This is a genomic window from Burkholderia sp. MS389 (assembly GCF_016899425.1).
Lineage (GTDB): Bacteria > Pseudomonadota > Gammaproteobacteria > Burkholderiales > Burkholderiaceae > Burkholderia > Burkholderia sola.
Window position 1 is genome coordinate 2,526,490 of record NZ_CP045995.1, and the last position, 26,027, is coordinate 2,552,516.

The following is a 26,027-nucleotide window of genomic DNA, read 5'->3' on the forward strand; positions in this document are numbered from 1 at the left end:
AGGTGTTGGGTGGACAATCCGATCCGCGCGATGCGCATCTTCACGCGCATCGTCGAAATGAACAGCTTCACGCGCGCGGCGCAGGCGCTCGGCATTTCGCGCGCCACCGCGACGCGCACCGTGCAGGAACTCGAAGCGGCGCTCGGCATGCCGCTGCTGGTGCGCACGACGCGCGCGTTGCGGGCGACGCCCGAAGGTGATGCGTATTACCGGCGCTGCGTCAGCATCACCGCGGACGTCGACGAGCTCGAAGCGAGCATCCGCGGCGCCGCGCTGCATCCGAGCGGGCCGTTGCGCGTCGAATTGCCGGCGTCGGTGGCGGGCGCGATCGTATTGGCCGCGCTCGGCGAATTTCATGCACGACATCCCGATCTCGAACTGATGCTCGCCATGGCCGGGCGCGCGGGCGATCGCATCGGCGACGCGATCGACTGCAGCGTCCGGCTCGGTGCGCTGCCCGATTCGTCGCTCGTTGCACGCCGGCTCGGCTCGCTCGAGCGCGTGACGTGCGCGAGCCCCGCGTATCTCGAGCGCTTCGGCGTGCCGCGCACGCCCGACGATCTGGACGCGCATCGCGCGGTAGCCGGGTCGCACGTGTTCGGCCAGCGTCCGGCCGAGCTCGAATTCGTGATGGACGACGCGGTGCGCAAGGTGCAACTCGACGGCATCGTCAGCGTGGACGACGAGCAGGCGTATCTCGCCTGCGGCGTGCACGGCCTCGGGCTGATCCAGCCGACGCGCGTCGCCGCGCAGCCGCTGATCGACGCGGGGCGGTTGCGGGAAGTGCTGCCGCGCTGGCAACCCGATGCGCTCGCGGTGTCGGCCGTCTATGTGAAGCGCCCGCATGTGTCGCCCGGCGTGCGGGCGTTCGTCGACTGGATCGCGGAGCGCTTCGTGCAGGCCGGGTATGAGCAGGCGGGACTGGCGGCGGCGGGGGCGGTGGGGTGGCGGCCGGCGCTGCCGGGTGCAGTCGCTGCCGGCGATCGCTACAGCGGGCTCGTAGCGGTGGCTTGACGGCGGTATGCGGACGGAAGGTCCTCAAGCGGTTGCGAGGTGGCAGGCGCTGGCCTTTGATCCGTATCGGAGGATGTAAATATTTTGGCGATTTGGCACGAAATTCGCCGGAATATTTACATCGTATGCTGCGGGGCCAGCAGTGCAGCGGCATGCGGAGAGGCGCAGGCGTGCGCATGCCCGCAGCACCGACAGTCGACCCGCATGGGGTGCGGAATACCCGCCTTACACCACCCTAAACCGCCGCAAATCCTCCGCCACGAAATCGACGAACGCGCGAATCCGCGTGGACATCTGGTGACGCTGCGCATACACCGCGTAGATGTCGGCGCTCGGCGTTTCGTGCTCGGGCAGCACGACGACCAGCCTGCCGTCGGCGAGATAGTCGCGCAGATCCCATTCCGCGCGCATCAGGATCCCGTGTCCGTCGAGCGCCCACTTCACCGCGATCTCGCCGTCGTTCGTCGTCAGGTTGCCGTTGATCCGCACGGCTTCCGTGTGGCGGGCCGCACCGCGTCCGCTCGTCAGGCGCCACACGCCGTAACCTTCGTCGCCCTGCCGGATGCCGATGCAGTTGTGCCGCGTCAGGTCGTGCGGCGTGCCGGGCGTCCCGTGCCGCGCGAGATACGCGGGCGCCGCGCACAGCAGCCGGCGGTTCGGCGCGAGCCGCCGCGCGACGACGCGCGTATCGGGCGGTTCGCCGAAGCGGATGCACACGTCGAACGCGTCGTCCGTGAGCGGCGGCGGCATCACCGACAACTGCAGCTGCACCGATACCTCCGGATAGCGCGCGACAAAGCGCGAGATCGCCGGGCCGACGTGGCTGCGCCCGAAACCGAGCGTCGCGTTCACGCGCAGCAGGCCTTTCGGCCGCTGCTTCGCGCTGCCGAGCAGTTCGCCGAGCTCGTCCATCTGATCGAGGATCCGGCGCGCATAGTCGAGGTACACGTCGCCTTCCGGCGTCAGCATCATCCGCCGCGTCGTGCGATTGACGAGCGTCACGCCCGCGCGCCGCTCCATCTGCGTGAGTCGCTTGCTGACGGCCGCCGCGGTCAGCCCGAGTTCGCGCGCGGCCGCGCTCAGGCTGCCCGACGCAGCCAGCGTCGAAAAGAAGCCGAGATCGGCCGGCTGGACGGTATCCGCCATGACGGGATTCGTGAATTGAAGTTAAAGATGCTTTGAGTATAGCCCCGGTTTATGTACTTCCAGTTCGATAAAGTGCGTTCACGCTCACGATCAATGGAGGATGTCCGCGTGAAGACCTACCGTATCGCAACGATTCCCGGCGACGGCATCGGCAAGGAAGTGGTGCCTGCCGGCAAGCAGTTGCTGGAAGCGCTGGCCCGCGGCAGCGACCGCTTTGCGTTCGCGTTCGAGGATTTCGACTGGGGCGCCGATTACTACCGTCGGCACGGCGCGATGATGCCGGCCGACGGTCTCGACGCGCTGCGCGGCAAGGACGCGATCCTGTTCGGCTCCGCGGGCGACCCGGACGTACCCGACCACGTGACGTTGTGGGGCCTGCGCCTGAAGATCTGCCAGGGCTTCGACCAGTACGCGAACGTGCGCCCGACGCGCATCCTGCCGGGCATCGACGCGCCGCTGAAACGCTGCGGGCCGGACGACCTGAACTGGGTGATCGTCCGCGAGAACTCCGAAGGCGAATACGCGGGCGTTGGCGGCCGCGTGCACCAGGGCCATCCGATCGAGGCCGCGACCGACGTGTCGATCCTCACGCGCGCCGGCGTCGAACGCATCATGCGTTTCGCGTTCCGGCTCGCGCAGTCGCGGCCGCGCAAGCTGCTGACCGTGATCACGAAGAGCAACGCGCAGCGGCATGCGATGGTGATGTGGGACGAGATCGCGAAGCAGATCGCACAGGAATTCCCCGACGTGACGTGGGACAAGGAACTCGTCGACGCGGCGACCGCGCGCATGGTCAACCGCCCGGCGTCGCTCGACACGATCGTCGCGACCAACCTGCACGCGGACATCCTCAGCGATCTCGCCGCCGCGCTCGCGGGCAGCCTCGGCATCGCGCCCACCGGCAACATCGATCCCGAGCGCCGCTATCCGTCGATGTTCGAGCCGATCCACGGCTCCGCGTTCGACATCATGGGCAAGGGACTCGCGAATCCGGTCGGCACGTTCTGGTCGGTCGTGATGCTGCTCGAACATCTCGGCGAGGCGGATGCCGCCGCGCGCGTGATGCACGCGATCGAGGCCGTGACGGCCGACCCGTCGCTGCACACGCGCGACCTCGGCGGCAGCGCGACGACCGCGCAGGTGACGGCGGCCGTCTGCGAGCGCGTCGCGAACGCGGCGGTCGCGGCCTGACGGCAGCGACGCGGTGACGGCCGCGCGTGCGCGCAGCCGAGCGCCGCCCGCTCGCTCCACTCACGCATTTTCAGCCCGCGACTCGCGCATGCGACGCGAGCCGGGCGCCGGCCGGCGCTCGAGGTCCATCGACCGACGGCGCACGGCCCGACCTCGAAGGAGGAGACACATGCAAGCGGATCTGGAAACCCGCGTCGCGCGGAAACTGATGTGGCGCATCATTCCGTTCGTGATGCTGCTTTACTTCGTCAGCTTTCTCGATCGCGTCAACGTCGGCTTCGCGGCGATGACGATGAACAAGGCGATCGGCCTGTCGCCGACCGCATTCGGGTTCGGCGGCGGCCTGTTCTTCATCGGCTACTTTCTGTTCGAAGTGCCAAGCAACCTGATTCTCCATCGCGTCGGCGCGCGCATCTGGATCGCACGCGTGATGATCACGTGGGGAATCGTGTCGGCGGTGTCCGCGTTCGCGGCCGGACCGACGAGCTTCTACGTGCTGCGCTTTCTGCTCGGCATCGCGGAAGCCGGCTTCTTCCCCGGCATCATCCTGTACCTGAGCCTGTGGTTTCCCGCGAAGCAGCGTGCGGTGGCCGCCGCGTGGTTCATGGCGGCCGCGCCGATCTCGACCGCGATCGGTTCGCCGCTGTCGGGCGCGATCATGCAGATGCCGCCGATGTTCGGGCTGGCCGACTGGCAGATGCTGTACATCGTCGAAGCGCTGCCGGCGGTCGTGCTCGGCTTCGTCGTGCTGAAGCGCCTGACCGATGCGCCGTCGCAGGCCGCGTGGCTGCGCGCCGACGAACGCGACTGGCTGATCGCGAAGCTGAAGGCGGAAGCGGACGCGCGCCACACGCATGCCGGGCATACGGCCGGTGCGTGGCAGGCGCTGCGCGACCCGCGTGTGCTGGCGCTCGCGCTGATCTACTTCGGCACGTCGGCGGGGCTCTATACGCTCGGCCTGTGGGCGCCGCTGATGGTCAAGCAGTTCGGCTTCACCGCGTTGCAGACGGGCCTGCTGACCGGCATTCCGAGCATCGCCGCCGTGGTCGCGATGATCGGGTGGGCGCGGCATTCGGATCGCACCGCCGAGCGCACGTGGCACGTCGTGATTCCGTGCGTGCTGGCCTGCGTCGGCTTCGTGTTCGCGGGGCAGGCGAGCACGGCGTTGCTGACCGTGCTGGCGCTGGTGGTCGTCAACATCGGGATCAGTGCCGCGAAGGCGCCGCTGTGGGCGATGCCGAGCGCGTTCCTGTCGGGGGCCGGCGCGGCGGCGGGGATCGCGATGATCAATTCGATCGGCAATCTCGGCGGGTTCGTCGGGCCGTTCGCGATCGGCTGGCTCAAGCATGTGACGGGCGGGTATGCGGCGGGGTTGTATGTGGTCGCGGGGACGCTCGCGGTGTCGGCGGTGGTGACGTTGATGTTGAGCCGGAAGGGGGCGCGGGAGCAGGTCGTGTCGGGGGTGCGGCAGCATCATTGAGCGTGGTGCGCGTCCGCGGGCATGCATCCGGACGTGCATACGGTGCGCTGACGACGGCGCACGACCGAAGCAGCCGCGTCAATGCGCGGGAAGTGCCGCGAGGCGAGCGATCTCCGCCGCGCACGCGTCGGCCGACGCGTTCGACGTATCGATCACGCAATCGCTGAACGCGCGCGATGCATATCCTTCCCGATACATCTGCGCGATCCGTTGCCGCTCCCAGTCCGTCAGTGCACGTGTGCCGCGATTCGATGCCGCGACCGCTTCGGGCGGTGCCAGCGTGACGACGAACAATCGTGCATCGCGTACATCGCACGCCGCGCGCAGCCGCTCGAATTCCGCCCCGCCGATTGGATAGGCGATTACGACGTGGCGTTCGCGCGCTTGCGCGATCTGCGTGACCAGTCGCTCCAGCGCAATGGCCCATTGCACGTCGAACGGCGCATCTTCAGGCGCGTCGTGATCGTCGCCGTCGATGAAGCGCGCATCGGGCAGCACGCGTGCGAGTGCGCGGCCGATCGTCGTCTTGCCGCTGTTGATCGGTCCGTTCAGATGGATGACGGTGAGCGGTGTGTTCGTCGATGTAGAGGACATGAGGAGCGGGATTGATGGGACGCCTTCATTGTGCCTCGACGTGAAATCGATTTGTAATGTCGACTCCGAAGCGATTAGAGAAATTATTCGATAAAGCACCCTAAAGAAAGGCGTCGCCCCGCCGTTACTCTTCCTCGGTATCTCAAAAAAGTATGACGAAAGCAGTACGACCACACGACCAAAAAACCGAGGGCGCACGGCCAGCGAAGCCGTGCGCGGGATCAGAATGGGATGCACCGATTCAATGGGGCGCGCAGGCAGCGGGGGCTGGCGCGCGCTGTGCCTTTGCCTTGCCGTAACGGGACTGCTGCCGCATTGCGCCGCCGCCACGGGGATCGTCGCGGACGGCGGCACGCCCACGAGCGTGTCGATCGGGCCGAATGGCCGGCAGCTCGTCAATCTTGCGCCTGCAGTCGCCGGCGTATCGAGCAACACGTATTCGTCGTTCAACGTGACGACGGCCGGCGCGACGCTGAACAACGCCGGCATCAACGCGCGCACGATCGTCAACCAGGTGACGAGCACGAACCGCAGCCTGATCGAAGGCGAGATCGCCGTGGCGGGGCCGCGCGCGAACGTCGTGCTTGCGAACCCGAATGGCATCACCGTCAACGGCGGATCGTTCGTCAATACCGGGCACGTCGCGCTGTCGACCGGCACCGTGAACTTCAACGACCTGCAGATCGCCCCCGGCGTGATCCAGCGCAACATCGTGCTCGATACGTCGACCGGCACGATCGTCGTCGGTCCGGGCGGCCTGGCCGGCGCGTTGATCGGGCTGGATCTGATCGCGAAGAACATCGTCGTCGACGGCGCGATCGACAACGCGTTTTCGTCGGCGACGGCCGGCGTGCGCCTGCTGGCCGGACGCAGCCGTGTCGAACTGAACACGGGGCTGTCGCCGAACGACAACGCCAACGACTGGCTCTCGCGTACCGCGACGACCCAGCCGGACACCGCATCGTCCTACGCGATCGACATCACCGCCGCAGGCAGCGTGACGAGCGGGCGCGTGCAGTTGATCGTCACGGACCGCGGCCCCGGCGTGCGCAGCGCCGGCGCGATGAATGCGTCGCTCGGGGATTTCACGTTGACGTCGAACGGCAACGTCGAGATGTCCAATACGAAGATCGACGTCGCGCGAGACCTCGACGTCACCGTGCAAGGCGGCATGACGCTGACCGACACCGACCTGAAGTCGCGCGGCGGCCACGCGAACGTGTCGGCAGCCGATGCGATCGCGTTGACGGGCAGCAGCCTGATGGCGTCGGGCAGCGTCAAGCTGAATGGCGCGGGCATCGCGCTGAATCCCGACGACGCGATGAAGGGCGCCACCGTGGCATCGTCGCAAAGCGGCGTGGTGCTCAAGAGCGCGGCGGACATCGTGAACGTCGGCTCACTGGTACAAGGGCAGACCGCGATCGACGCGGATCCGGATTCTGCGGGCGCGGTAACGCTGAACGCGGCGGGCCGCATCCTGAACCAGTCGCTGCCGCAAACGGGGATCGGCATCCTGTTCGGCGTGAAGGGCGATGTGTCGCTGACCGCGGGCGCCGATATCGTCAACCGGAATGCACGGATCCTGTCGAACCGGAGCGTGTCGATCGACGCGGGCGGAGATCTGCAGAACATCGTCGACCACAGCACCGGCGTGCAGAACGGTGCGGTGGTCGGCTTCTCCGAGCAGGGCGGCCGCTTCCTGTTCTTCAAGCATCGTAGCGACGGCTTCACCGTCGACTATGGCGCGCTGGCCGACGCATCGAAACTCGCGTACATCACGGCCGATGCGGGCAACGTGACCGTGCGTGCCGCGAACGTGACGAATATCGGCGGATCGATCCTGTCGAATGGCGGCGCGATCGACATCGCCGCGCGCGAAAACATCCTCACGCAGGCCGTTTTCACCGGGCAGGCAGCGTATCGGCGCTCGTGTTTCGTGTTCTGCCGCGCGAGCGCGTCGTCGAACGTGCAGGCGTTCGGCGGCGTGATCGAGGCCAACGCCGACATCCAGCTGAAAGCCGGTACGCAGATCACGAACACGGGCGGAACCGTGCTCGCGCTCGGCGCATTGACGCTCGACGCGCCGAAGACGCTCGCGCAGGGCGTGCCGGGCTACACGGTGATCAACCGCGACCACGACCTGAAAGCGTGGTTCGGCAATCGTTGGGCGGCGATCTATGCGGCCGACACCGGTGGCGTGTTTACCGGCGGAACCGGCAAGGTGCGCCTGACCGGCGAGGCCGACATCGAAGGCGGCGCGTACAGCGCGCCCGAAGGTGTGCTCGCCGCGGGCGGCGTCGTGACGATCCGGCCGCCTCATCGCGATCTCGTGACGATCGGCAACCGCAATCACATGGGTCTCGTGTCGTGGTTCGGCCTGTGATGTCGCACAAGGATCACCGCATCGCCGCCGCGCTCGCATTGACGATCGGCGCAATGTCGCCGTGCGCGCATGCCCAGCTCGCGGGCGGGCCGCCGGCCGGCGCGCTTCCAGGCCTCGGCGCGCTGCCGGCCGGGCTCGCGGTGCCGCGTGCGGAACAGGATCCCGCGCAGCGTCTGCTGCAGGAGCAGCGCGACCGGCAGCGCCGCGACGAGATCGCGCAGCCGCCGGCGCAGATCGCGGTGCCCGAGCAGCCGACGATGCCCGACCTGCCGCCGGGCGCCGACGTCGACACGCTGCCGGACGTCGCGCCGACGTTCCTGATCGAGCGGGTCGAATTCACCGGCGACGCGATCCTCGGGCAGCGCGAACTGGACCGTATCGCGGCGCCGTTCATCGGCAAGCAACTCGGGCGCAACCGGATCAACCTGCTGCTGCGCCGGCTGACGGAAGCGTTCATCTCGCGCGGCTACATCACGACGCGTGCGTACCTCGGGCCGCAGAATCTCGCGTCCGGCACGCTGAAGATCAATCTCGTTCCCGGCCGCGTGGCCGCGTTGACGCTGAACGGCAAGCCGCTGAGGCCGCGCGATCCCGGCGAGAAGTGGTACGAAGTGCGCGGCGGCGGGTTGCTGACCGAAGCCGGCACCGCATGGGCGTTCGCGAGCACGCCGGGCGACGTGCTGCGTCTGCCCGATCTGGAGCAGGGCGTCGATCAGATCAACCGGTTGCGGCGCAATCAGGCCGAAATCCGCATTCTCCCCGGCGAAGCGCCGGGCGATTCGATCGTCGCGATCTCGAACCGCTACGGCGACCGTCTTCATTACGATTTCGGCATCGACAACTACGGCAGCTCGCAGACCGGCAAGACACGCTATCGCGCCGGTGTCGAAGCCGACAACGTGATCGGACTGCAGGAATCGCTGTCGTTCAGCTACGTCGGGACGACCGACACGAACGCGGTCGTGTTGTCGGCGGCGGTGCCGTACGGCTATCAGACTTTCAGCTACACGGCGTCGATGTCCGAGTACCAGCAGGCGATTGGCGACGTCGCGCTGCTCGCGGGGCGCACGTTCAGCCAGATGCTCGGCTGGAACGACGTGCTGATGCGTTCGCCGCGCGGGCGCATGAGCGTCGACGTGACGCTCAACAAGCTGCGCACCGAGCGCGATCTCAACGGCATTCCGTTGTCGCCGCAGAACCTGACGGTGTTGCGTGTCGCGCTGAACGGGCTGTCCCGCTTCGTCATGCGCGATCAGGGCGCAGCCGCGACCTGGGATGTCGGCGTGTCGCAGGGTTTGCCCTGGCTGGCAGCCAACCACGATGCGTCGGACATCGGTATCGACGACGCACACAGCCAGTTCACGAAGCTCGATGCCACCGGCACGCTGCAGTTCACGCTCGGCGATTTCGCCGGTTCCATCTGGGCGTATCGCGGCACGCTTCGCGCGCAGTACAGCCGCGTCGCGCTGTTCGGCAACGAGCAGATCTTTCTGGGCGGCATGGGTTCGGTCCGCGGGTTTACCGAAGGCGGGATCGCGGGCGACAGCGGCGCATTCGTGCGCAACGAGCTGGCCTGGCAGAACGTGCCGGCATGGCACGACGCGCGCATCGAACCGTACGTGTTTCTGGACGGCGGCAAGACGCACCTGAACGCGCAGGGCGGCTGGCCGTCGCTCGTCGGCACGGGTGTCGGCACGCGTGCGCAATGGCGTTTGAAAGGCGGGACGCTGTCGACCGAAGTGCTGGTCGGGCAGGCGCTCGTGCAACCGGCCGCACTCGGCAAGAAGGCCAGCGTGTTGCTGGCAACACTCAACTGGACGGACTGATGGAGAACTTCATGGATCGCCTGTCGAACGGTCGCGAGATCGCGATGCAACCCAACCTGTCGGCGCGGATTCGCAAGATCGGCGTCGCGCTCGTCGCGGCGATGCTGTGCGGCGCTGTCGTCCCGCACGCGTACGCGGTTCCCAAGGCGGCGAAGAAACCGGCCGATGCAACCGCCGCGATGCCGGCCGATGCGATCGCGAGCGTGAACGGCGTGCCGATCCTGCAAGCGCAGGTCGACGAAGCCGTGCGCGCGTCGAAGGCGCCCGATACGCCGGCGCTGCGCGCGGCGCTGAAGAACCAGCTGATCGCGCGCGAGCTGTTTCGACAGGCGGCGCTCAAGCAGCACTACGACACGAAGCCGCAGGTCGTTGCCGCCGCCGAGCAGGCGAAGGCGCTCGCGATGACGCAGGCGTACCTGCGTGATCAGGTCAAGCCGGCGCCCGTCACGGATGCGGACGTCAAGGCGCGCTACGACGCGGTTGTCGCAACGCTCGGCGAGAACGAATACAAGCCGAGCGTGATCGCGGTCAACGACGCGGACACCGCCAAGCAGATCCTTTCGCGGCTCAAGAAAGGCGAGGACTTCGGCGGGCTCGCGCGGCAGTTCAGCAAGGGGCCGGCCGCGGCGCAAGGCGGCGCGCTGAACTGGATCTCGTTCAAGACGCCGATCGAAGCAGGCCACACGCAGAACTGGCCGCAACCGCTCGCCGAAGCGCTCGTGAAGCTTCCGCAGGGCGGACTGACGCGCGAGCCCGTGCAGGTCGGCGATACGTACTGGATCGTGCGTGCCGACGACAAGCGCCCGACGCAGGTGCCGCCGTTCGACCAGGCGAAAGACACGCTGCGGCAACAACTCGAGCAGGTCGCGATAGAGAAGGCGACCGCGCAGGTCGTGGCGGATCTGATCCGCAACGCGCGGATCCAGCAGTAGGCGGCAAGCAGCAAGCCGCCAGTAGCAGCGTCGGGCAGCCGCCCGGCGAACACGCACGCGATGCCGGGCGGGGAAACCCGGCATCGCTCGGCGCCACGGTCCGCCGGCCGATGGCGTACGGCGCGGGGCCATGAAACGAAGCGAACAACAGAAGATGAACACGTCCAAGCGTAAGACCTTGCAGCAGCTTGCCGCCGCCGGTGCGGCGCGAATCGGTGCACGTGCGCGGTCGGCGGCAAGTGCGCCGCGGTTCTTCGCGGTCGAGCAGGTCGCGGGATCGTATCGCTGGTGGCAGCGTGCGACGAGCGCGCTTCTCGCGCTGGCGATGTTCATCGGACCGATCACGGTCACCGTCGAGCAGGGCCGCGATGCAGCCGGCGTGCTCGGCGCGGGCAATCGTCGAATCGACGACGACGCATGGCAGCGGCTGCTCGATCTCGCGTCGCTGCGCGTCCGATTCTCGATGCAGCTCGCGGCTGCCGCGCCCATCGTCGATCCCACGGCGCCGATCTCGTTTCAGCCTGCCATCACGCAGTCGACCGGCGCAGGCGGCGGCGTGCCGGTCGTCAATATCACCGCGCCGAACGCGGCCGGTATTTCGCTGAACCAGTATCAGCAATTCAACATCGATCCGGTCGGGCTGATTCTGAACAACAGCCTGATGTCGGGCACGTCGCTGACGGGCGGCAACGTGCAGGCCAACCCGAACCTGAACGGCCGCACGGCGAGCGTGATCGTCAACCAGGTCACGTCGACCGGCAATGCCTACGCGAGCTTGCTGAACGGTCCGCTCGAAGTATTCGGCGCACCCGCGGCCGTCGTGATCGCGAATCCGAACGGGATCACGACACGCGGCACCGGCTTCACCAACACGATCGGCGTGACGTTGTCGACCGGCGCGCCGCAGTTCCTCAGTGGCGTGGGCGGCAGCGCGACCGACTTCGCGAACGCGAAGGCGCTCGGCTACAACGTGACCGGCGGTCACCTGCAGATCGAAGGCAATGCCGGCGTCAACGGGCCCGGCGCGGGGATCGAGGGGACCGTGGGCACGATCGACCTGATCGGCGAGACGATCGGCATCAACGCGCCGCTCTATGCCGGCACGCGCATCAACGTGATCGCCGGGCGTCAGTTCGTGACGCCGGCCGCCGTCGATACCTACGGCACCACGTACGGCACCGCGTCGAACGGCTCGGACAACTCCGCCGCGGCGATCAATGCCGCGAACGGCGGCGCGAATCGTTCGCTCGCGATCGACGCGACCGCGTTCGGCGCGATGACGGCCGGGCAGATCCAGGTGGTCAGCACCGCGGCGGGGATGGGGGTGCGATCCGACGCGCAGCTCGCCGCGAACGCAGGCGACTTGCTGCTGTCGGCGAACGGCGACGTATCGGTCGCAGGCTCGGCCGCGCAGCAGCAGGCGGCGGTTCATAGCGCCGGCAACGTGTCGATGACCGGTACGCACATCGGGGTCGGCGGTTACGCGATCGACGCGAATGGCGACGTGACGTCGACCGGCTCGATCCAGTCCGGCGGCAAGCTCGCCGTGGCGGCAGGCGGCAACGTGAACGTCGCGAATGCACAGGCGCACGGCGACATGACGGTCGCGGGCGGCACGAACGTCACGCTCGGCGACGTACAGGGCGGCGGGGCATTGTCGGTTACCGCGCGCGGCGCCGACGGCACGGGCGACGTGAACCTGAACGGCACGTCGGTCGTGACCGGCGCGACGACCGTGCAGGCGGCCCGCGACGTCAACGTGAACGGGCAGACCAATAGCGACACGCTGCGCGCGACCGCGCAACGCGATGCGACGGTCAACGCGGCGCTGCAGACCTCCGGCGCGCTGGCGTTGACGGCGACGCAGGGCAACGTCGTCACGCATGCGACGGTGAAGAGCGGTGGCGATCTTGCGCTGACGGCCGGACAGGACACCGTCGTCGCGTCGCAGGCGACCGCGCAGAACGCGGTCAGCGTGCAGGCGGGGCGCGACCTGAGCGTGAGCGGGTCGCTCGCGAGCGGAACGACGTTCGCCGCCGATATCGCGCGCGACGCGTCGCTCGGCGGCTCGCTGATGGTCGGGACCGACGCGCGCGTGGACGCGGGGCACAACGTCGATACGTCCGGTGTCGTGATCGTCCAGCGCAACGGGTTACTGAGCGCACGCAACGACATCACCGGAAGCGGTTCGATCGCATTCGGCCAGAACGGCGCGTTGAATGCCGCGCATGACGTCGCGCTGACCGGCAAGCTGCTCGCCAATGGCCTGCAGGTCGGCGCGGGCAACAGCGCGAATCTCGCGACGGTCCAGGCGGGCGGCGCATTCGGTGTGACGGCAAACGGTAACGCCGGCGGCGGCGACGTCGTATTCAACGGCAACGCGGCGGCACTCGGCGCCGCCGACGTGCGCGCGTCACGCGACGTCGTCGTGAACGGCACGCTGGCCGGTGGCGCGCAGGTCGCGCTTGCCGCGCAGCGCAACGTGATCGTCGGCGGCAGTGGCACCGTGCAGGCCGTCGGCGATCTCGCGATCACGGCGGCCAGCGGCAGCGTCGCGTCGGCCGGCACGTTGAACGGCGCGGGTGCGCTGACGGTGCAGGGCGCGCAGGATGTCTCGCTGACCGGCGCGACGACCGTAACGGGCGACGTGACCGCCACGGCCGGTCGGGATCTCGTGATCGGCGGCGCGTTGGCCGGGCAGGGTGTCGCGACGCTCACGGCCGCGCGCGACATCGTCGCCGGCGGCACCAGCGGCTTCGCGCAGGACACGACGTTGAGCGCGGGGCGCGATATCGGCGTGACCGGTGCGTTCCAGGGGCGCGCCGTCTCGATGACGGCAGCCGGTTCGATCGCGCTGAACGACGTGCAGGCCAACGCGGGGCTTCGGCTTGCGACGCGCACGGGCGACGTTTCGATCGGCGGCAACGTGAACTCGCTGACGAACGGGACGATCGACGCGGCGCGCGACGTGATCGTCAATGGCACGCTGCGCACGGCAAGCGGCCTGGTCATCGGCGGCGGCCGCAATACGTCGATCGGCGGGACGGTCCAGTCGAACGGCGACGTCGCGCTGACGAATGCGGCCGGTTCGCTGACGAGCACCGGCAATATCCAGTCGGGCGGCAATCTGTCGGTGAACGCCGCGCAGTCGGTGGATCTGGGCACGCACTCGACGTCGTCGCTCGGCGACCTCACCGTTAACGCGGGACGCGACCTGACGATGAACGGCTCCGTCGTCGCGCAGGGCAACGGCACGCTGAACGCCGGCGGCGTGATCGACGGTGCGGCCGCCGTTGCGTTCGGGCTCGCGGCGAATGTCGGTTCCGGCGGCGATACGACTCTCACCGGCTCGCTGCGCGGCGGCAACGTGCGGACGACGGCCGGCGGCTCGGCCACGCTGCACGACGTGCAGGCTGCGTCGACGCTCGCGCTCGGCGCGGCGAACGACCTGAGCGTGACCGGTGCGGTGACGGGCGGCGCGGACGTAGTGCTGGCCGCCGCGCGCGATATCGGCATCAGCGGTTCGTTGCAGTCGGCCGGCAACACGTCGCTGCGGGCGACCGGCAGTATCGGATCGACCGGTGCGATCGCGAGCAATGGTGCGTTCGACGCGCAGGCAGGCAGCGACATCAATCTTGGCGGCAACACGACCGTGTCGCACGACACGACGCTCGCGGCCGGACGCGACGTCAACGTGAGCGGGTCGTTGGCCGGGCAGGGACAAGGCATCGTCAATGCGGCGCGCGACATCGTCGGCGCAGGCACGTTGACGTTCGGTCAGCAGGCGACGCTCGAAGCCGGGCGCGATGTCGCGCAGCGAGGGCTGATCCAGGGGCAGTCGGTCAGCGTGACGGCGGCCGGCAATGCGGCCGTGAACAACGTCGAGTCGACCGGCACGATCGCGCTGCGCGCGAACGGTACGAACACCGCAACGGGTGCGGGCGATCTGCGCATCGACGGTTCGGTCGCCGCCGCGGGCGCGATCACGGCATTCGCGCAGAACGACGTTGCGATCGGCGGCAAGGTTGCGAGCGGTTCGACGGTCGGCGTGACCGCTCAGCGGGACATCGCCGTGAGCGGCGCGATCGAGTCGGTCGGCGATACGGCGCTGGCCGCGCGGCAAGGCAGCCTCAACGCGACCGGCGGCATCAACAGCGGCGGCAAGCTCGCCATCGCGACCGGCCTCGACCTGTCGCTCGGCGCGAGCACCAGCGCGATCGGCGACGCGACGCTGACGGCCGGCCGCGATGCCACGCTGAACGGCACGATGGTCGGACAGGCGAACGGCACGGTGACGGCCGCGCGCGACATCAACGGCGGCGGCAAGCAGGCGTTTGCCGCGACCGCGAACTATGCGGCGCAGCATGACGTCGCGCTGACCGGCGGCATGCAGGCGGCCGCGATCGCGGTGACGGGCGGGAACAACGCGACGTTGCACGATGCGTCGTCGTCGACCACGTTGACGCTGACGGCGAACGGCAACGCCGGCGAAGGCGATGCGGGCATCACGGGTGCGGCGTCCGCACAGGGGGCGGCGAACGTGACGGGGGCGCGGGATGTGTCGATCGGCGGCACACTCGGCAGCGGCGATGCGCTCGCATTGACCGCGCAACGTAACGTGACGGTCAACGGCGGCGTGGAGTCGAACGGCGATCTGAAGGCAACCGCCACGAACGGTAGCGTCATGCTCACGGGGGCGACCACGACCGCGGGTGCGTTCAGCAGCCTGTCCGGGCTCGATACGCAACTCGGCGGCCAGATTGCGGTGGCGAAGTCGACGAACGTGCAGGCCGGCCGCGATATCGCGTTGACGGGGACACTGGCGGGTCAACGCGACGGCACGCTGAGCGCGGGCCGCGACATCAACGGTGCGGGCTCCGCGGCATTCGCCCAGGCGGCGACGCTCGATGCCGCGCACGACGTCGCGCTGACGGGTGCGCTGCAAGCTGCGGCCGTCAACGTGACGGGCGGCAACAATGCGGGGCTCGGCACGGTTCAGGCCGTCAACGGCAATCTCGACGTCACGGCGAAGGGCGGTGCCGGCGGCGGCGATGTGACGCTCGGCGGAGCGGCCACCGCATTCGGCGCGATGCAACTGCAAGCCGCACGAGACGTTTCCGTTGCGGGCGCAATCAATACCGGCGGCACGACGACGATCAATGCGGCGCGCAGTGTCGCGCTGTCGGCGGTCAATTCGGCGGGCGATCTCGCCGTAACCGCTTCGGGCGGCAACGCAAGTGCGACGAGCCTGACGACGCAGGGCAACCTGAACGTCGGCGCCGCACAGGACATCGCTGTGACGGGGCAGAGTGTCGCGGGCGGCAATGCTTCGCTGAACGCGGGCCGCGACATGACGCTCGCAGGCGTCGGCGCACAGCAAAACGGCACGTTGACGGCGGGTGGCTCGGTGACGGCCGACGCGATCGCGTTCGCGCACCAGGCGAGCGTCACCGCGGGCGGCAATATCGCGGTGACAGGCAACGTCGCGACCAACGGCGATCTCGCGATGACCGCCGGCAACGATTTGTCGGCCGGCTCGGTGCAGGCGGGCGGCGCGATCGGATTGCGGGCGCAGGGCCACAACGGCGCCGGCGACGTGATGGTGAACGGCGCGGTGACGTCGGGCAACGCGACGACGATCGCGGCCGCGCGCGATGCGGGTATCGGTGCGGCGTCCAGCGGCGGTGCGCTGAACGTGACGGCCGGACGCAGCCTCGGTGTCGCGGGCGCGATCAATGCGACCGGCGACGCGACGCTGACTGCGACGGCGGGCAATCTCGGCGTCGGCGGCGCGGTCGTGTCGACCGGGAGTTTGCGGGCCAATGCTGGCGGCGGACTCGCGCTGCTTTCCGGCGGGCTCGTGAACGGCGATACGACGTTGACGTCGGGTGGTGCGATGACGCTCGGCGGCGCGCTGTTCGGTCTCGGGGCCGCCAGTATCAACGCGGGCGGTGCGCTCGGCGGCGGCGCGGCACTGACGTACGGCAAGGACATCGCCGTCAATGCCGGAAACAGCATCACGCTCGGCGCGATTCAGGGTGCCGGCAAGCTGACGGCGGTGTCCGGCGGCGACATGTCGCTCGGTGCGACCACCGCGGTCGGCGACGTGTCGGCGAAGTCGACAGCCGGCAGCGTGTCGTTCGGTGGCTTGTTGCAGTCGGGCGGCAATGTCGCGGTTCAGGCCGCGCACAACGTGTCGCTCACGGGCGGTGTGGGTTCGATGGGGACGGTCGACGTCAATGGCATCGGCGGCAACGTGTCGGTCGCGGGCGTGTCGGCCAACAGCGACGCGACGGTGCATGCCGGGCAAACCGTCGCGTTGACCGGCAACAGCATCGTGGCCGGGCAACTGGGTGTGTCGGGCGGCAACGTCACGCTGAGCGGTTCGGCCGTCGGGTCGAAGAACGTGACCGTTTCCGCGCAGGGAACGGTCGATGCCGGCAATGCATCGCTCGTCGCGTCGCAGAACCTGCAGGTGAACGGCTCGAACGTGACGCTCGGCAATGCAACGGTCGGCGGCGCGCTTACCGCGCAGGCGTCGAACCAGCTCACGCTGGCGGGCGGCAAGGCGGTGAACGTCGTCGGCAACGCGACGCTGGCTTCGCAGAACGGGCTGTATAACGCCGCGAACGTGCTGGCCGGATCGCTCAACGTGTCGGCGCCGAACCTGACGAATGCGGCCGGTGCGTCGCTCGCGTCGATCGGCACGACGACGATCAATGCATCGAGCTTCGCGAACGCCGGGCTGGTGAACGGGACGACGACCAACGTCACCGTCGGCGGCGCGCTGACGAACGTGGGTGGCTCGCTGATGGCGGTGAACGCGCTCAACGTCAATACCGGGACGCTGAACAACCAGAACGGGATCGTTTTTGCCGGCAACCCGAAGGCCGCGACCGGTGCGACCGGCGACGTGTCGCTGACGATCAATGGCGGCAACGGCGCGTTCTATAACGCGGGCGGACAGTTGCTCGCGCAACGGAACATGGGGATCAGTGCGGTCAACATGGCGTTCGATCCGTCGCAGGGGACGATCAGCCAGGGCGGCAACCTGTCGATCACGGCCGGGTACGTGAATGTCGGCGGCACGTGGAATTACGGCGGGCAGAGCGTTTCGCTGACGGGGCTGAACGGGATCACGAACAACGGCACGATCACCGGGACGTCGCCGTTGACGCTGACGGCAGGCGGCAGCTTCGAGAATCACGGGCAGGTCACCGGGGCGGATGTGACGTTCAACGGCACGCTGAATAATGCGGCCGGGGCGGTGATGCATGCGGATAACGCGTTGACGCTGAACGGAGATACGACGAACCGCGGGACGGTCGAGGCGGGCAGTGTGCTGACCGTGAACGGCGGGAATTATGACAACCAGGGTGCGACGACGCAGTCGAAGGGGGACGCGAATTTCAATCTCGGCGGTTCGCTGCTCAATACGGGCGGCTCGATATTCGCCGGCCGGAACATTGGCATCTCCGCGGCGCAGGTGATCAACGATCAGACTGCGCCGCAGGGGGCCGTCACGACGACCACGCAGGTCAGCGACCCGGCGCTCCTGATGTCAGGGGCGGTGGGCTGGGTGACGGCCGGCTACGAAAAGACCTCTGGCCATGAGCACACGGTATCCGCAGCTTACGAGACGTCGCCCGCGACGCTGGGTGGCCTGCTGGCGCCGACTGGCTCGACCACGAACAGCGGGTTGTTGTCGGCGTCCAACCCGGTCGCGACATCCGGCACGGTGACGTTCAATCAGTACAGCGTCCTGACTGGTATCAACGACCACGGCGTTTCGCAGTATTCGAACTACTGGTTCGTCGGAACGGGGCCCGAGGCCGGCGCACTCAAATCCGCGACGTTCACATTGCCGACGGTCTATCAGACGGCGACGAACCAGCAAGCCGGAACATCGGGTGTGATTTCCGCCGGCGGCTCAATCTCGCTGACAGCCGGCACCTTGTCGAATAAAGGCGGGCAGATCGCGGCGCAAGGCAACATCGCGCTCAACGTCCAGTCGCTGAGCAACGGCGCGGTTGCGCCGACCATGACGGTCAACAGCTCCACCTATGTCGATCAGGCCCAGTACGCGAATTTTCTGGCGCAGCTGGCGGCGCTCGGAACGATCGGGGTCCAGGGCACGGGCAACCCGACCGGCGCGTTCAATTGCGACGGGGGCAACTATTGCCAGGTGGGTCCGTCTTATCTGCCGACCGCGTTCCAGATCAACAAGGGCGCGGCTGCGCCTGCCACTACCGGCACGGTGACCTTCACGACGCCGACCGGCATGATCGCGGCGGGCAGCAACCTGACGGTCGGCGGCGGCGATCTGACCAACGAGGGTCTGCTGTATGCCGGCAACAACGTCGCCATTACGTCCGGCACGCTCACCAACCAGGGCGGCAACCAACAGAACTACGCGAGCCAGGTCGGCTGCGCATCCGGCGTGCCGAACTCCGCCTGCGGCAACGCAGGCCAACCGCGCGGCAACAACCCGACCACGACGACGTTCGGCTACAGCCAGAACGACGCGACGATCTATGCGGGCCACGATCTCGTGATCGCAGCCGGCCAGATCAACAATACGTACGGCAACCTGCTCGCGGGCCACGACATCGTCATCGGCGGTGTCGGCACGACCGCGGGATCGACCACGCCGGCACAGAGCCTGAACAACACGTCCGGCAACATCGTCGCGGGCAACGACATCAAGCTCAACGTATCGGGCGCGATCACCAACAATCTGCCGCCGCCCGTGCCGGTTCACGAGAACTACGGCAAGCACGAGCAATATTCGGGCTGCATGACAGCCGGCGGCTACAAGGAAAGCTACTGCGAGGGCTATGTCGACCAGCAGTCGGGCAGTTCGTCGGTGATCAGCGCGGGCAACAACCTGCAGATCAACGCGGGCAGCCTGACGAACATCGGCAGCCTGATCGCGGCCGGCAACAACGCGACGATCGCCGTCGCAGGCCCCGTCGTGAACGAGGCGCAGGTGCTGAATGCCTACTGGCACTCGCATTGGGTGCAGGAAACCGGCATGTTCAGCAGCGACAAGCGTCACGACATCTGGGCGTGCGGCACGCCGGAGCAGTGCAAGGCGCTGTACGGGAGCGCATACACGAGCACGGGCGGTACCATCGATCCGCCGACGCCGGTCGGCAACATCGCGGCGACGATCCAGGCGCCGAACCTGTCGATCTCGTCGAGCGGACAGATCCAGAACGTCGGCAACGTGATCGGCACGTATGTGTCGTTGACGGGCCAGAAGCTCATCAACGGCATCACGACCGCGAACACCTACACGCCGCGTGTCAATGCGCCGTCGCAGGTCATTTCGCTGAGCCCGGTGGACTTGCCGGGGCTGAACCTGTCGGTGCCTCGTGCCGTCGGTACCGGCAAGCTGCCGACACCGGTCGCGGGCGCTGCGTCGTACGTCGACGCGTCGCTCGGCGGTTCCGTGCTCGGCTCGCTCGGGCCGCAGGACTTGCTGAACAATCTGCCGTCGGCGCTGCAGCCGTCGTCGACGCTGTTCTATTACAACCCGCAGGAAGAGGACCTGCTGTTGCAGCAGGCGGCGCTGAAGCAGACCGGCAAGTCGAGCTTCGTCGACGGGCTGACGTACGACAACGAGAAAAACCTGTCGGTGACGGCACAGGAAAAGATGTACCTGTACCAGAACGCGATCGATTACTCGAAGGCGCATGACCTGCAACTGGGCGCGGCGCTGACGCAGGAGCAGATCAACACGCTCGACAAGCCGATGCTGTGGTACGTCGAGCAGACGGTGCCGGACCCGACGTGTCATGCGACGGGAGCGGCGACGTGCCCGACGATTACCGCGCTGATGCCGCAGGTGTATCTGCCGCAGGACACGCAGGCGCTGTCGGCGGGCGGCAACATCTCCGGTCAGGATGTCACGCTCAAGTTCAATCAGGACGGTAACGGCAGCATTCTCAATACGGGGAGCATCACCGCGTCGGGGACGCTGAGCGTCGACACGCACACGCTGACGAACCAGGCGAATCAGGTTGATGTCGGCGAGATCTGGCAGAAGGTCGATGGTGGGTATCTGAAAACGACCGGGACGGTGGTGCAGCCCGGTGGGTTCATGAGTGCGGCGAACATGGACCTGAACGTGCAGACGCTCAACCAGATTGGTGGAGCGCTGCAGAAGTTGAATGCAGACGGCACGGTCGATCAGGCAGGTACGCAGCAGGCACTCGCAAACCTGCAGCAGCAACTCGGCGTGAACTTTACGCAGACGTCAGTCAGTGATCACCTGCATTCGGACTTCGTGCAGGAGGGCGGCGGGCTGCCGACGTTTGCCATCGCGGCCATCGCGATTGCAGCGTCGATCATGACGGCGGGCGCCGCCGCTGCCGCCGCGGGCGTCGTGATGACGCAGCTGTCGGTCGGTTCGGTAATGATCGGCGCACTTGGCGGCATGGTTGGAAGCATTACCAGTCAAGCGTTTTCGGGGGATGGGCTGAACTTCGGGCGGATCCTCCAGGCGGGAGCGCTCGGCGCATTGACGGCCGGCGTCATGGCTGGGACGGGTCTTGCTAATCTTCAGGGTTTGCAGGATCTCGGTCGAACAATCGGAACCGGTGGAGCGGTTTCGATGGGGCAACTCGGCCAGGTGTTGGAGAAGATTGTTGAGCGCGGCGTCGTGTCGGCCGCAATCAATACGGCAGTATCCGGAGGCAGCTTCGGCAGTGCGCTTACGAACAGCATGATCAGCGATCTCGGTATGGTCGGCGCAGGTGCGATCGGTGTTGCTTCCACAGACAACACGTCAATGCTCGCAGCCGGGAGTCCTGGATACGTATTGGCCCATGCCGGATTGGGATGCGCATTGTCGGCGGCGAAGGGAACGGGGTGTGCAAGTGGAGCGATTGGCGGGGCCGTGTCGGCGATGACGGCGAATAGCATCGCCACGGCCGCGACGGGCGGACAGGGCGTCACCGATCAGGGACAGCTTGCGGCGATCGTGACGGCGACCTCGTTGCTCGGAGGCGCAGCGGCGGGCTTGCTGGGACAGAACGCGTTGGCCGCGATGACGGCGGCGCAGAACGAGACGCTGAACAATACATGTGCGGATGGCCATCACTGCGGTGAAGATCGGCAAAAACTGAACGAGCACACGTACACGCATCAGATTCTGCCGCAAGGTGGCGGGCCGATTGATGAAGAACAGGCCGGTGAAACTATTGTGGCGGGGAAGGGAACGCCGCCTGCGGGAATGCCCAGCAACACGGGCGGTGTAAACTTGGCGTCGCCTGATCGTACAAACCATATATTGAACGGCGATGCCACTGGCGGTGGGCACCTCTGGCCCGGCGCTCCCGGCAAGTCGGCATTTCCGCAGAGTTGGTCACCTACGCAAATCATGAATGACGTGTCTGACATTGCGACTGACCCGGCTATTGCGGAGACGGTTCAATCTAATGGGCGGATAGTAAAGAACGGCACGCGCGATGGCATCGATATTCGCGTCGTGATTGAACCTGTAAGCAAGGGGGGCGGCATAGTAACCGCATACCCGACTAACGTTCCGAGGAACCCGAAATGACTGTGGAGCGACCGAACTTTAACGAGATTGAGAGTTTGCTACGGAGGGCACTCGATCTAGTCGCGTCGAAAATACCGGACAGGGACAGGGGTGATGTGTCCGAGTATCTGGACCACGGCGAGTACGGAGTCGCGTACGAGCTGTTGGAATTTGTGCTCGATAAGCAGCAGGTAGCACATCCGGACTTTCTGTCAGAAGCGGCGAGAAAAATGGGGATGGCTTTGCCGACGAAGCCGAGTAAATGAAAATCCACAGTGTTGAGACGAACCCGGCCACGTGCCGGGTTTGTGCTTTATGGCGTGGCGAGCGTAAAGGCGCGGCCGCTAGAAGATCCCCCTCGCTACTTCGCGGCGCACGTCCTCGTCGAAGTGCATTTGCCGAATTCCGTCGATCGCACGCCGGAGTCGCGCATCGGCAATGATGCGATGTTGGTCGTGCTGCCGGTTGGCTGGCGCGGCTGTGGAATTGCTCAATTGGTCAATTGCTCGTTATGGATCGTCATCGAAATCTCCCCTTGAAATGGCACAGACATGACGCACGTACCAAAACCCGTGCCGCTCGGGCTGCAAGCCTTGCTGGTATTGGGTTTGAGGCGGTGCACGAAAAAGTGTAACGAGCGATGCCGGAAACTGTCGACCGGCCGGAAAGCCAAGCGGGGCAAGGCTTTCCGGTGCGGTGCAAAGTGCACCACGACATGTTCGGCGCGGAAGCGGTGCCGGGTTCGGCGCGCTGGTTCGTCCGTCGTCATGCTCGCGCACAATTCGGCCCCAATGGGGCGAGTGGGGGCGCGACGAGCGCGGTGCTGTCGCCGGCAGTGATTGACGCCATTGATCCGAGCGGAGCGCCATTGAATCAAGGGCAGATCGCTGCAATCATCGCACTGGCGACACTCGCTGGTGGCGGTCTTGCCCGTCTTGCTGGACGAAATGCGATGGCCGGGACGACGGCTGCACAGAGCGAGGCGCGGAACAACGCGATGCAGCATGTTGGGCCGAAAAATGACATGCTGTTGAAAGTGAAGCATTTTCTCGATCGACAGATTGAATTAAAGCGTGGGTTTGGGGCCTGTCAGGAATTTCGTGTTTAAGGCATAACATGCTCTCAAGGAGAGTGTATGCCTCGCAAATCGAAAGCCCAGCCGGTGGATCTGCCGGCGATTCCGGTCGAACTGCTTGAGCAGTTTGGCAACGGTCCGATGACCGCCGAAGCCATCAATGCCGCGACGCTGGCGCTCAAGAAGGCGCTGATCGAGCGAGCGCTGAGCGGTGAGATGAGTCATCATCTCGGCTACCCTGCCGGTGCGGCCAAGCCGGCCAACGCCACAAATCAGCGCAACGGCCGAGGTGCCAAGACTGTCCTGACCGAAGACGGCCCGATTCGCATCGAGGTGCCTCGCGACCGCGACGGCAGCTTCGAACCCATCCTGATACCCAAGCACGAACGGCGCTTCACCGGCTTCGACGACAAGATCGTTGCCATGTATGCCCGGGGCATGACCGTGCGCGAGATTCAGGGCTTCCTGCTGGAGCAATACGGCACGGAGGTCTCGCCCGACTTCATCAGTTCCGTGACCGACGAGGTCATGGCCGAAGTGACTGCCTGGCAGGGCCGACCGCTTGAGCCGATGTATCCGGTCGTGTTCTTCGACGCCCTTCGGGTCAAGATTCGCGAAGACGCCGTCGTGCGCAACAAGGCGGTGTACCTGGCGCTGGGCGTGCTGCCCGACGGCACCCGTGACATTCTGGGCCTCTGGATCGAGAACACCGAGGGGGCCAAGTTCTGGATGAAGGTGTTCAATGACCTGAAGACGCGCGGCGTTCACGACATCGTGATCGCTGTCACCGATGGTCTCAAGGGTATGCCCGAGGCCTTGGCGGTGGTGTTTCCGGCGACCACACTGCAAACTTGTATCGTCCATCTGATCCGCAACAGCCTCGATTACGCCAGTTGGAAAGACCGCCGAGGGTTGGCCGCCGCGATCAAACCGATCTACGCCGCGCCCAGCGCGGAAGCGGCCCAGGCCGAACTCGATGCGTTTGCCGATGGTCCGTGGGGTCAGAAATTCCCAACCGTCAGTAGCGCGTGGCGCAACGCCTGGGATCGCGTGATCCCGTTCTTTGCCTTTCCGCCGGGCGTGCGCAAGATCATCTACACGACAAACGCGATTGAAAATATCAACTCGCAGTTGCGCAAGATCATCAAGACCCGCGGGCACTTCCCGACCGACGAGGCAGCCACCAAACTCATCTGGCTGGCCCTGCGCAACATCACGGCGAATTGGGGTAGTGCAGCTCATGACTGGAAGACCGCCATGAACCAATTCGCTATCCTTTACGCAGATCGATTCGTCCGGCCTTCCGTGTAATTACTCAACCCGCCTTGAACACGGAAATCCTGACACCCCCGCCGAGCGAGAGGGCTTACGGAGCGCCGGAACAAAGCCCCTAGAAAATCCCCTCGACAAAGCCCCCTAAAGAAATCCCCCCCACCGCCGTTACCTTCTTCGGTAGCTCAAAAAAAGCATTACCAGCGCCATACAACCAAACCACACGACCAGATAACGAGGGGGCGCCCGGCCGTCGAAGCCGTGCGCAGTATCAGAAGATGGGATGCACCGATTCGATGGGGCGCGCAGGCACCGGGGGCTGCGCGCGCTGCGCTTTTTGCCTTGCCGCAGCATGCCTACTGCTGCACGGGGTTCTCACCACTGCGTGCGCGTTCCCGCACGACCACACCTCCACGCTCGTACCCGCCGTGCCGACTATCCGGCAACCGACGCCCCTCTCATCGCGCTTCCCCAACACATCACACCAAGCATCCAACATCGCTCGAGGAGGCCCACACAAAACACCAGAAAAGTAACGCGATTCGAATCTAGACCACTAAAAAAACGCATCAAAAAAATCGAGGATTGAATTGAACAAGCATTCCCATTGTCTGCTGGCGGCAGCCGCAATCTCGGTATTCGTCGTCGCCGGTTGCGGCGGCGGCGACGGCTCGTCGAACGCAAGCAGCGGCACGCCCGCCAACACCGGCGGCGCCAATAACGCAGCCAGCGCACCGGCCGTCGCGTCCACACCGCTCGCGGCAGCCCCCGCAAGCGCCCCCGTCGCATCGTCGCAGCCGGTGACGGTCGGCGAGGCACTGCCCAGCCTGACGACCCCGCAAACCGGTTCGACGGCCGCAACGGCAACCGGCCCGGTCGGGATCTGGTCGGCGTCCGGCAACCTCGGCTACTCGACGATCGCCTTGGTCGATCCGCACAACAACCTGAGCACGCTCAACCTGCTCGGATCGTTCGTGATGTCCGACGATTTCTCGACCCTGACCGTCAACGGTTCGACGTGGTCGCTCGCGCCGGGTATCAACTTTGCAGGAACGAGCGGCATCGTCACGAAGATCGATTCGGGCTCGGGCGCATACAGCCCGAAGCAGACGTTGTCCGGCACGATCACCCGCAACGGTACGGCGTCGAATTTCACGTGGACCTACAACGCCGCGAACGCACTTGCGGTCACGCAGGACAGCGTGGTGGGCACCTGGGCGACGACCAACGCGTCGTTCGCGATTGCATCGGGCGGTACGCTGACCGGCACGCTGAGCGGTTGCAACCTGAGCGGCACGCTGCTGCTTTCCACGCCCGGCTCGAACCAGAACATGTACGACATGACGGTGACGGCCTCCGCATCGACGGGCTGCAAGCTGCCGGCCGGCGTTCCGCTGTCGGGCAGCGCCGCGATCATGTTCGTGCCGATCACGGGAACCAACGGCTTCAAGCGATCGATCCTCTACGTGCTGCGCGCGGCTGATTACAGCTTCATCGCGTACGGTCAGGTGATCAAACAATAAACGCACGGCCGAACCGCACACGGCGTGTCGACGCGCTGTGTGC

The 26,027-nt window shown here is 66.5% G+C and carries 13 protein-coding genes; 11 read left to right on the forward strand and 2 right to left on the reverse strand.

The annotated features are described in order from the left end of the window. Positions 1 to 9 precede the first annotated feature (9 nt). Positions 10 to 1,014 carry a LysR family transcriptional regulator gene (locus GJG85_RS27775; RefSeq protein WP_050014509.1) on the forward strand — a complete coding sequence of 335 codons (1,005 nt, stop codon included), beginning with the start codon at positions 10 to 12 and terminating at the stop codon, positions 1,012 to 1,014. Between the two features lie 225 nt (positions 1,015 to 1,239). On the opposite strand, the gene GJG85_RS27780 is transcribed toward GJG85_RS27775, so the two are convergent. Next, a complete protein-coding gene (locus GJG85_RS27780; protein WP_089489072.1) occupies positions 1,240 to 2,160 on the reverse strand; it encodes a LysR substrate-binding domain-containing protein in 921 nt (306 codons plus the stop codon). Between the two features lie 108 nt (positions 2,161 to 2,268). Between GJG85_RS27780 and GJG85_RS27785 the strand changes: the two genes are divergently transcribed. Both GJG85_RS27785 and GJG85_RS27790 read left to right on the forward strand, forming a co-directional pair. After that, on the forward strand, positions 2,269 to 3,351 hold the full coding sequence (locus GJG85_RS27785) for a tartrate dehydrogenase (RefSeq protein ID WP_050018246.1): 1,083 nt from the start codon (positions 2,269 to 2,271) through the stop codon (positions 3,349 to 3,351). 169 nt (positions 3,352 to 3,520) lie between these two features. Next, complete coding sequence (locus tag GJG85_RS27790) at positions 3,521 to 4,831, forward strand: MFS transporter (protein ID WP_050018244.1); 1,311 nt, start codon at positions 3,521 to 3,523, stop codon at positions 4,829 to 4,831. 78 nt (positions 4,832 to 4,909) lie between these two features. On the opposite strand, the gene GJG85_RS27795 is transcribed toward GJG85_RS27790, so the two are convergent. Further along, positions 4,910 to 5,425 (reverse strand): shikimate kinase, encoded by a 516-nt coding sequence (locus tag GJG85_RS27795; protein WP_089489073.1) that lies wholly within the window; start codon positions 5,423 to 5,425, stop codon positions 4,910 to 4,912. A 244-nt stretch (positions 5,426 to 5,669) separates the two neighbouring features. Here GJG85_RS27795 and GJG85_RS27800 point away from each other — a divergent pair, with 244 nt between their 5' ends. The 8 genes from GJG85_RS27800 to GJG85_RS27835 all read left to right on the forward strand — a co-directional run bounded on the left by GJG85_RS27800 (position 5,670) and on the right by GJG85_RS27835 (position 25,984). Further along, positions 5,670 to 7,808, forward strand: coding sequence for a filamentous hemagglutinin N-terminal domain-containing protein (locus GJG85_RS27800; protein WP_239468955.1), 2,139 nt, complete (start codon positions 5,670 to 5,672; stop codon positions 7,806 to 7,808). Beyond that, complete coding sequence (locus tag GJG85_RS27805) at positions 7,808 to 9,634, forward strand: ShlB/FhaC/HecB family hemolysin secretion/activation protein (protein WP_204384095.1); 1,827 nt, start codon at positions 7,808 to 7,810, stop codon at positions 9,632 to 9,634. The genes GJG85_RS27800 and GJG85_RS27805 overlap by 1 nt, the downstream gene beginning before the upstream one ends. 11 nt (positions 9,635 to 9,645) lie before the next feature. Beyond that, positions 9,646 to 10,566: a peptidyl-prolyl cis-trans isomerase gene (locus tag GJG85_RS27810; RefSeq protein ID WP_124554501.1), complete on the forward strand. Its 921-nt coding sequence runs from the start codon at positions 9,646 to 9,648 to the stop codon at positions 10,564 to 10,566. Between the two features lie 154 nt (positions 10,567 to 10,720). After that, positions 10,721 to 22,135 (forward strand): filamentous hemagglutinin N-terminal domain-containing protein, encoded by an 11,415-nt coding sequence (locus GJG85_RS27815; RefSeq protein WP_239469002.1) that lies wholly within the window; start codon positions 10,721 to 10,723, stop codon positions 22,133 to 22,135. Positions 22,136 to 22,389: 254 nt separating this feature from the next. Then, entirely contained in the window at positions 22,390 to 22,653 is a 264-nt protein-coding gene (locus GJG85_RS27820) for a hypothetical protein (protein ID WP_124595223.1), read from the forward strand. Between the two features lie 101 nt (positions 22,654 to 22,754). Then, the gene (locus GJG85_RS27825) at positions 22,755 to 23,222 is read left to right on the forward strand and encodes a VENN motif pre-toxin domain-containing protein (RefSeq protein ID WP_235356339.1); all 468 of its coding nucleotides are present in this window, start codon (positions 22,755 to 22,757) and stop codon (positions 23,220 to 23,222) included. A gap of 27 nt (positions 23,223 to 23,249) precedes the next feature. Then, complete coding sequence (locus tag GJG85_RS27830) at positions 23,250 to 24,500, forward strand: IS256 family transposase (protein ID WP_204384099.1); 1,251 nt, start codon at positions 23,250 to 23,252, stop codon at positions 24,498 to 24,500. Positions 24,501 to 25,051: 551 nt separating this feature from the next. Next, a complete protein-coding gene (locus GJG85_RS27835; RefSeq protein ID WP_239468956.1) occupies positions 25,052 to 25,984 on the forward strand; it encodes a hypothetical protein in 933 nt (310 codons plus the stop codon). Positions 25,985 to 26,027: the final 43 nt, after the last annotated feature.

Coding starts and splice junctions, on each gene's coding strand:
- GJG85_RS27780 (WP_089489072.1), bottom strand. CDS start 2,160: ATGGCGGATACCGTCCAGCCGGCCGATCTCGGCTTCTTTTCGACGCTG.
- GJG85_RS27810 (WP_124554501.1), top strand. CDS start 9,646: ATGGATCGCCTGTCGAACGGTCGCGAGATCGCGATGCAACCCAACCTG.
- GJG85_RS27815 (WP_239469002.1), top strand. CDS start 10,721: ATGAACACGTCCAAGCGTAAGACCTTGCAGCAGCTTGCCGCCGCCGGT.
- GJG85_RS27800 (WP_239468955.1), top strand. CDS start 5,670: ATGGGGCGCGCAGGCAGCGGGGGCTGGCGCGCGCTGTGCCTTTGCCTT.
- GJG85_RS27825 (WP_235356339.1), top strand. CDS start 22,755: ATGCCGGAAACTGTCGACCGGCCGGAAAGCCAAGCGGGGCAAGGCTTT.
- GJG85_RS27795 (WP_089489073.1), bottom strand. CDS start 5,425: ATGTCCTCTACATCGACGAACACACCGCTCACCGTCATCCATCTGAAC.
- GJG85_RS27805 (WP_204384095.1), top strand. CDS start 7,808: ATGTCGCACAAGGATCACCGCATCGCCGCCGCGCTCGCATTGACGATC.
- GJG85_RS27830 (WP_204384099.1), top strand. CDS start 23,250: ATGCCTCGCAAATCGAAAGCCCAGCCGGTGGATCTGCCGGCGATTCCG.
- GJG85_RS27790 (WP_050018244.1), top strand. CDS start 3,521: ATGCAAGCGGATCTGGAAACCCGCGTCGCGCGGAAACTGATGTGGCGC.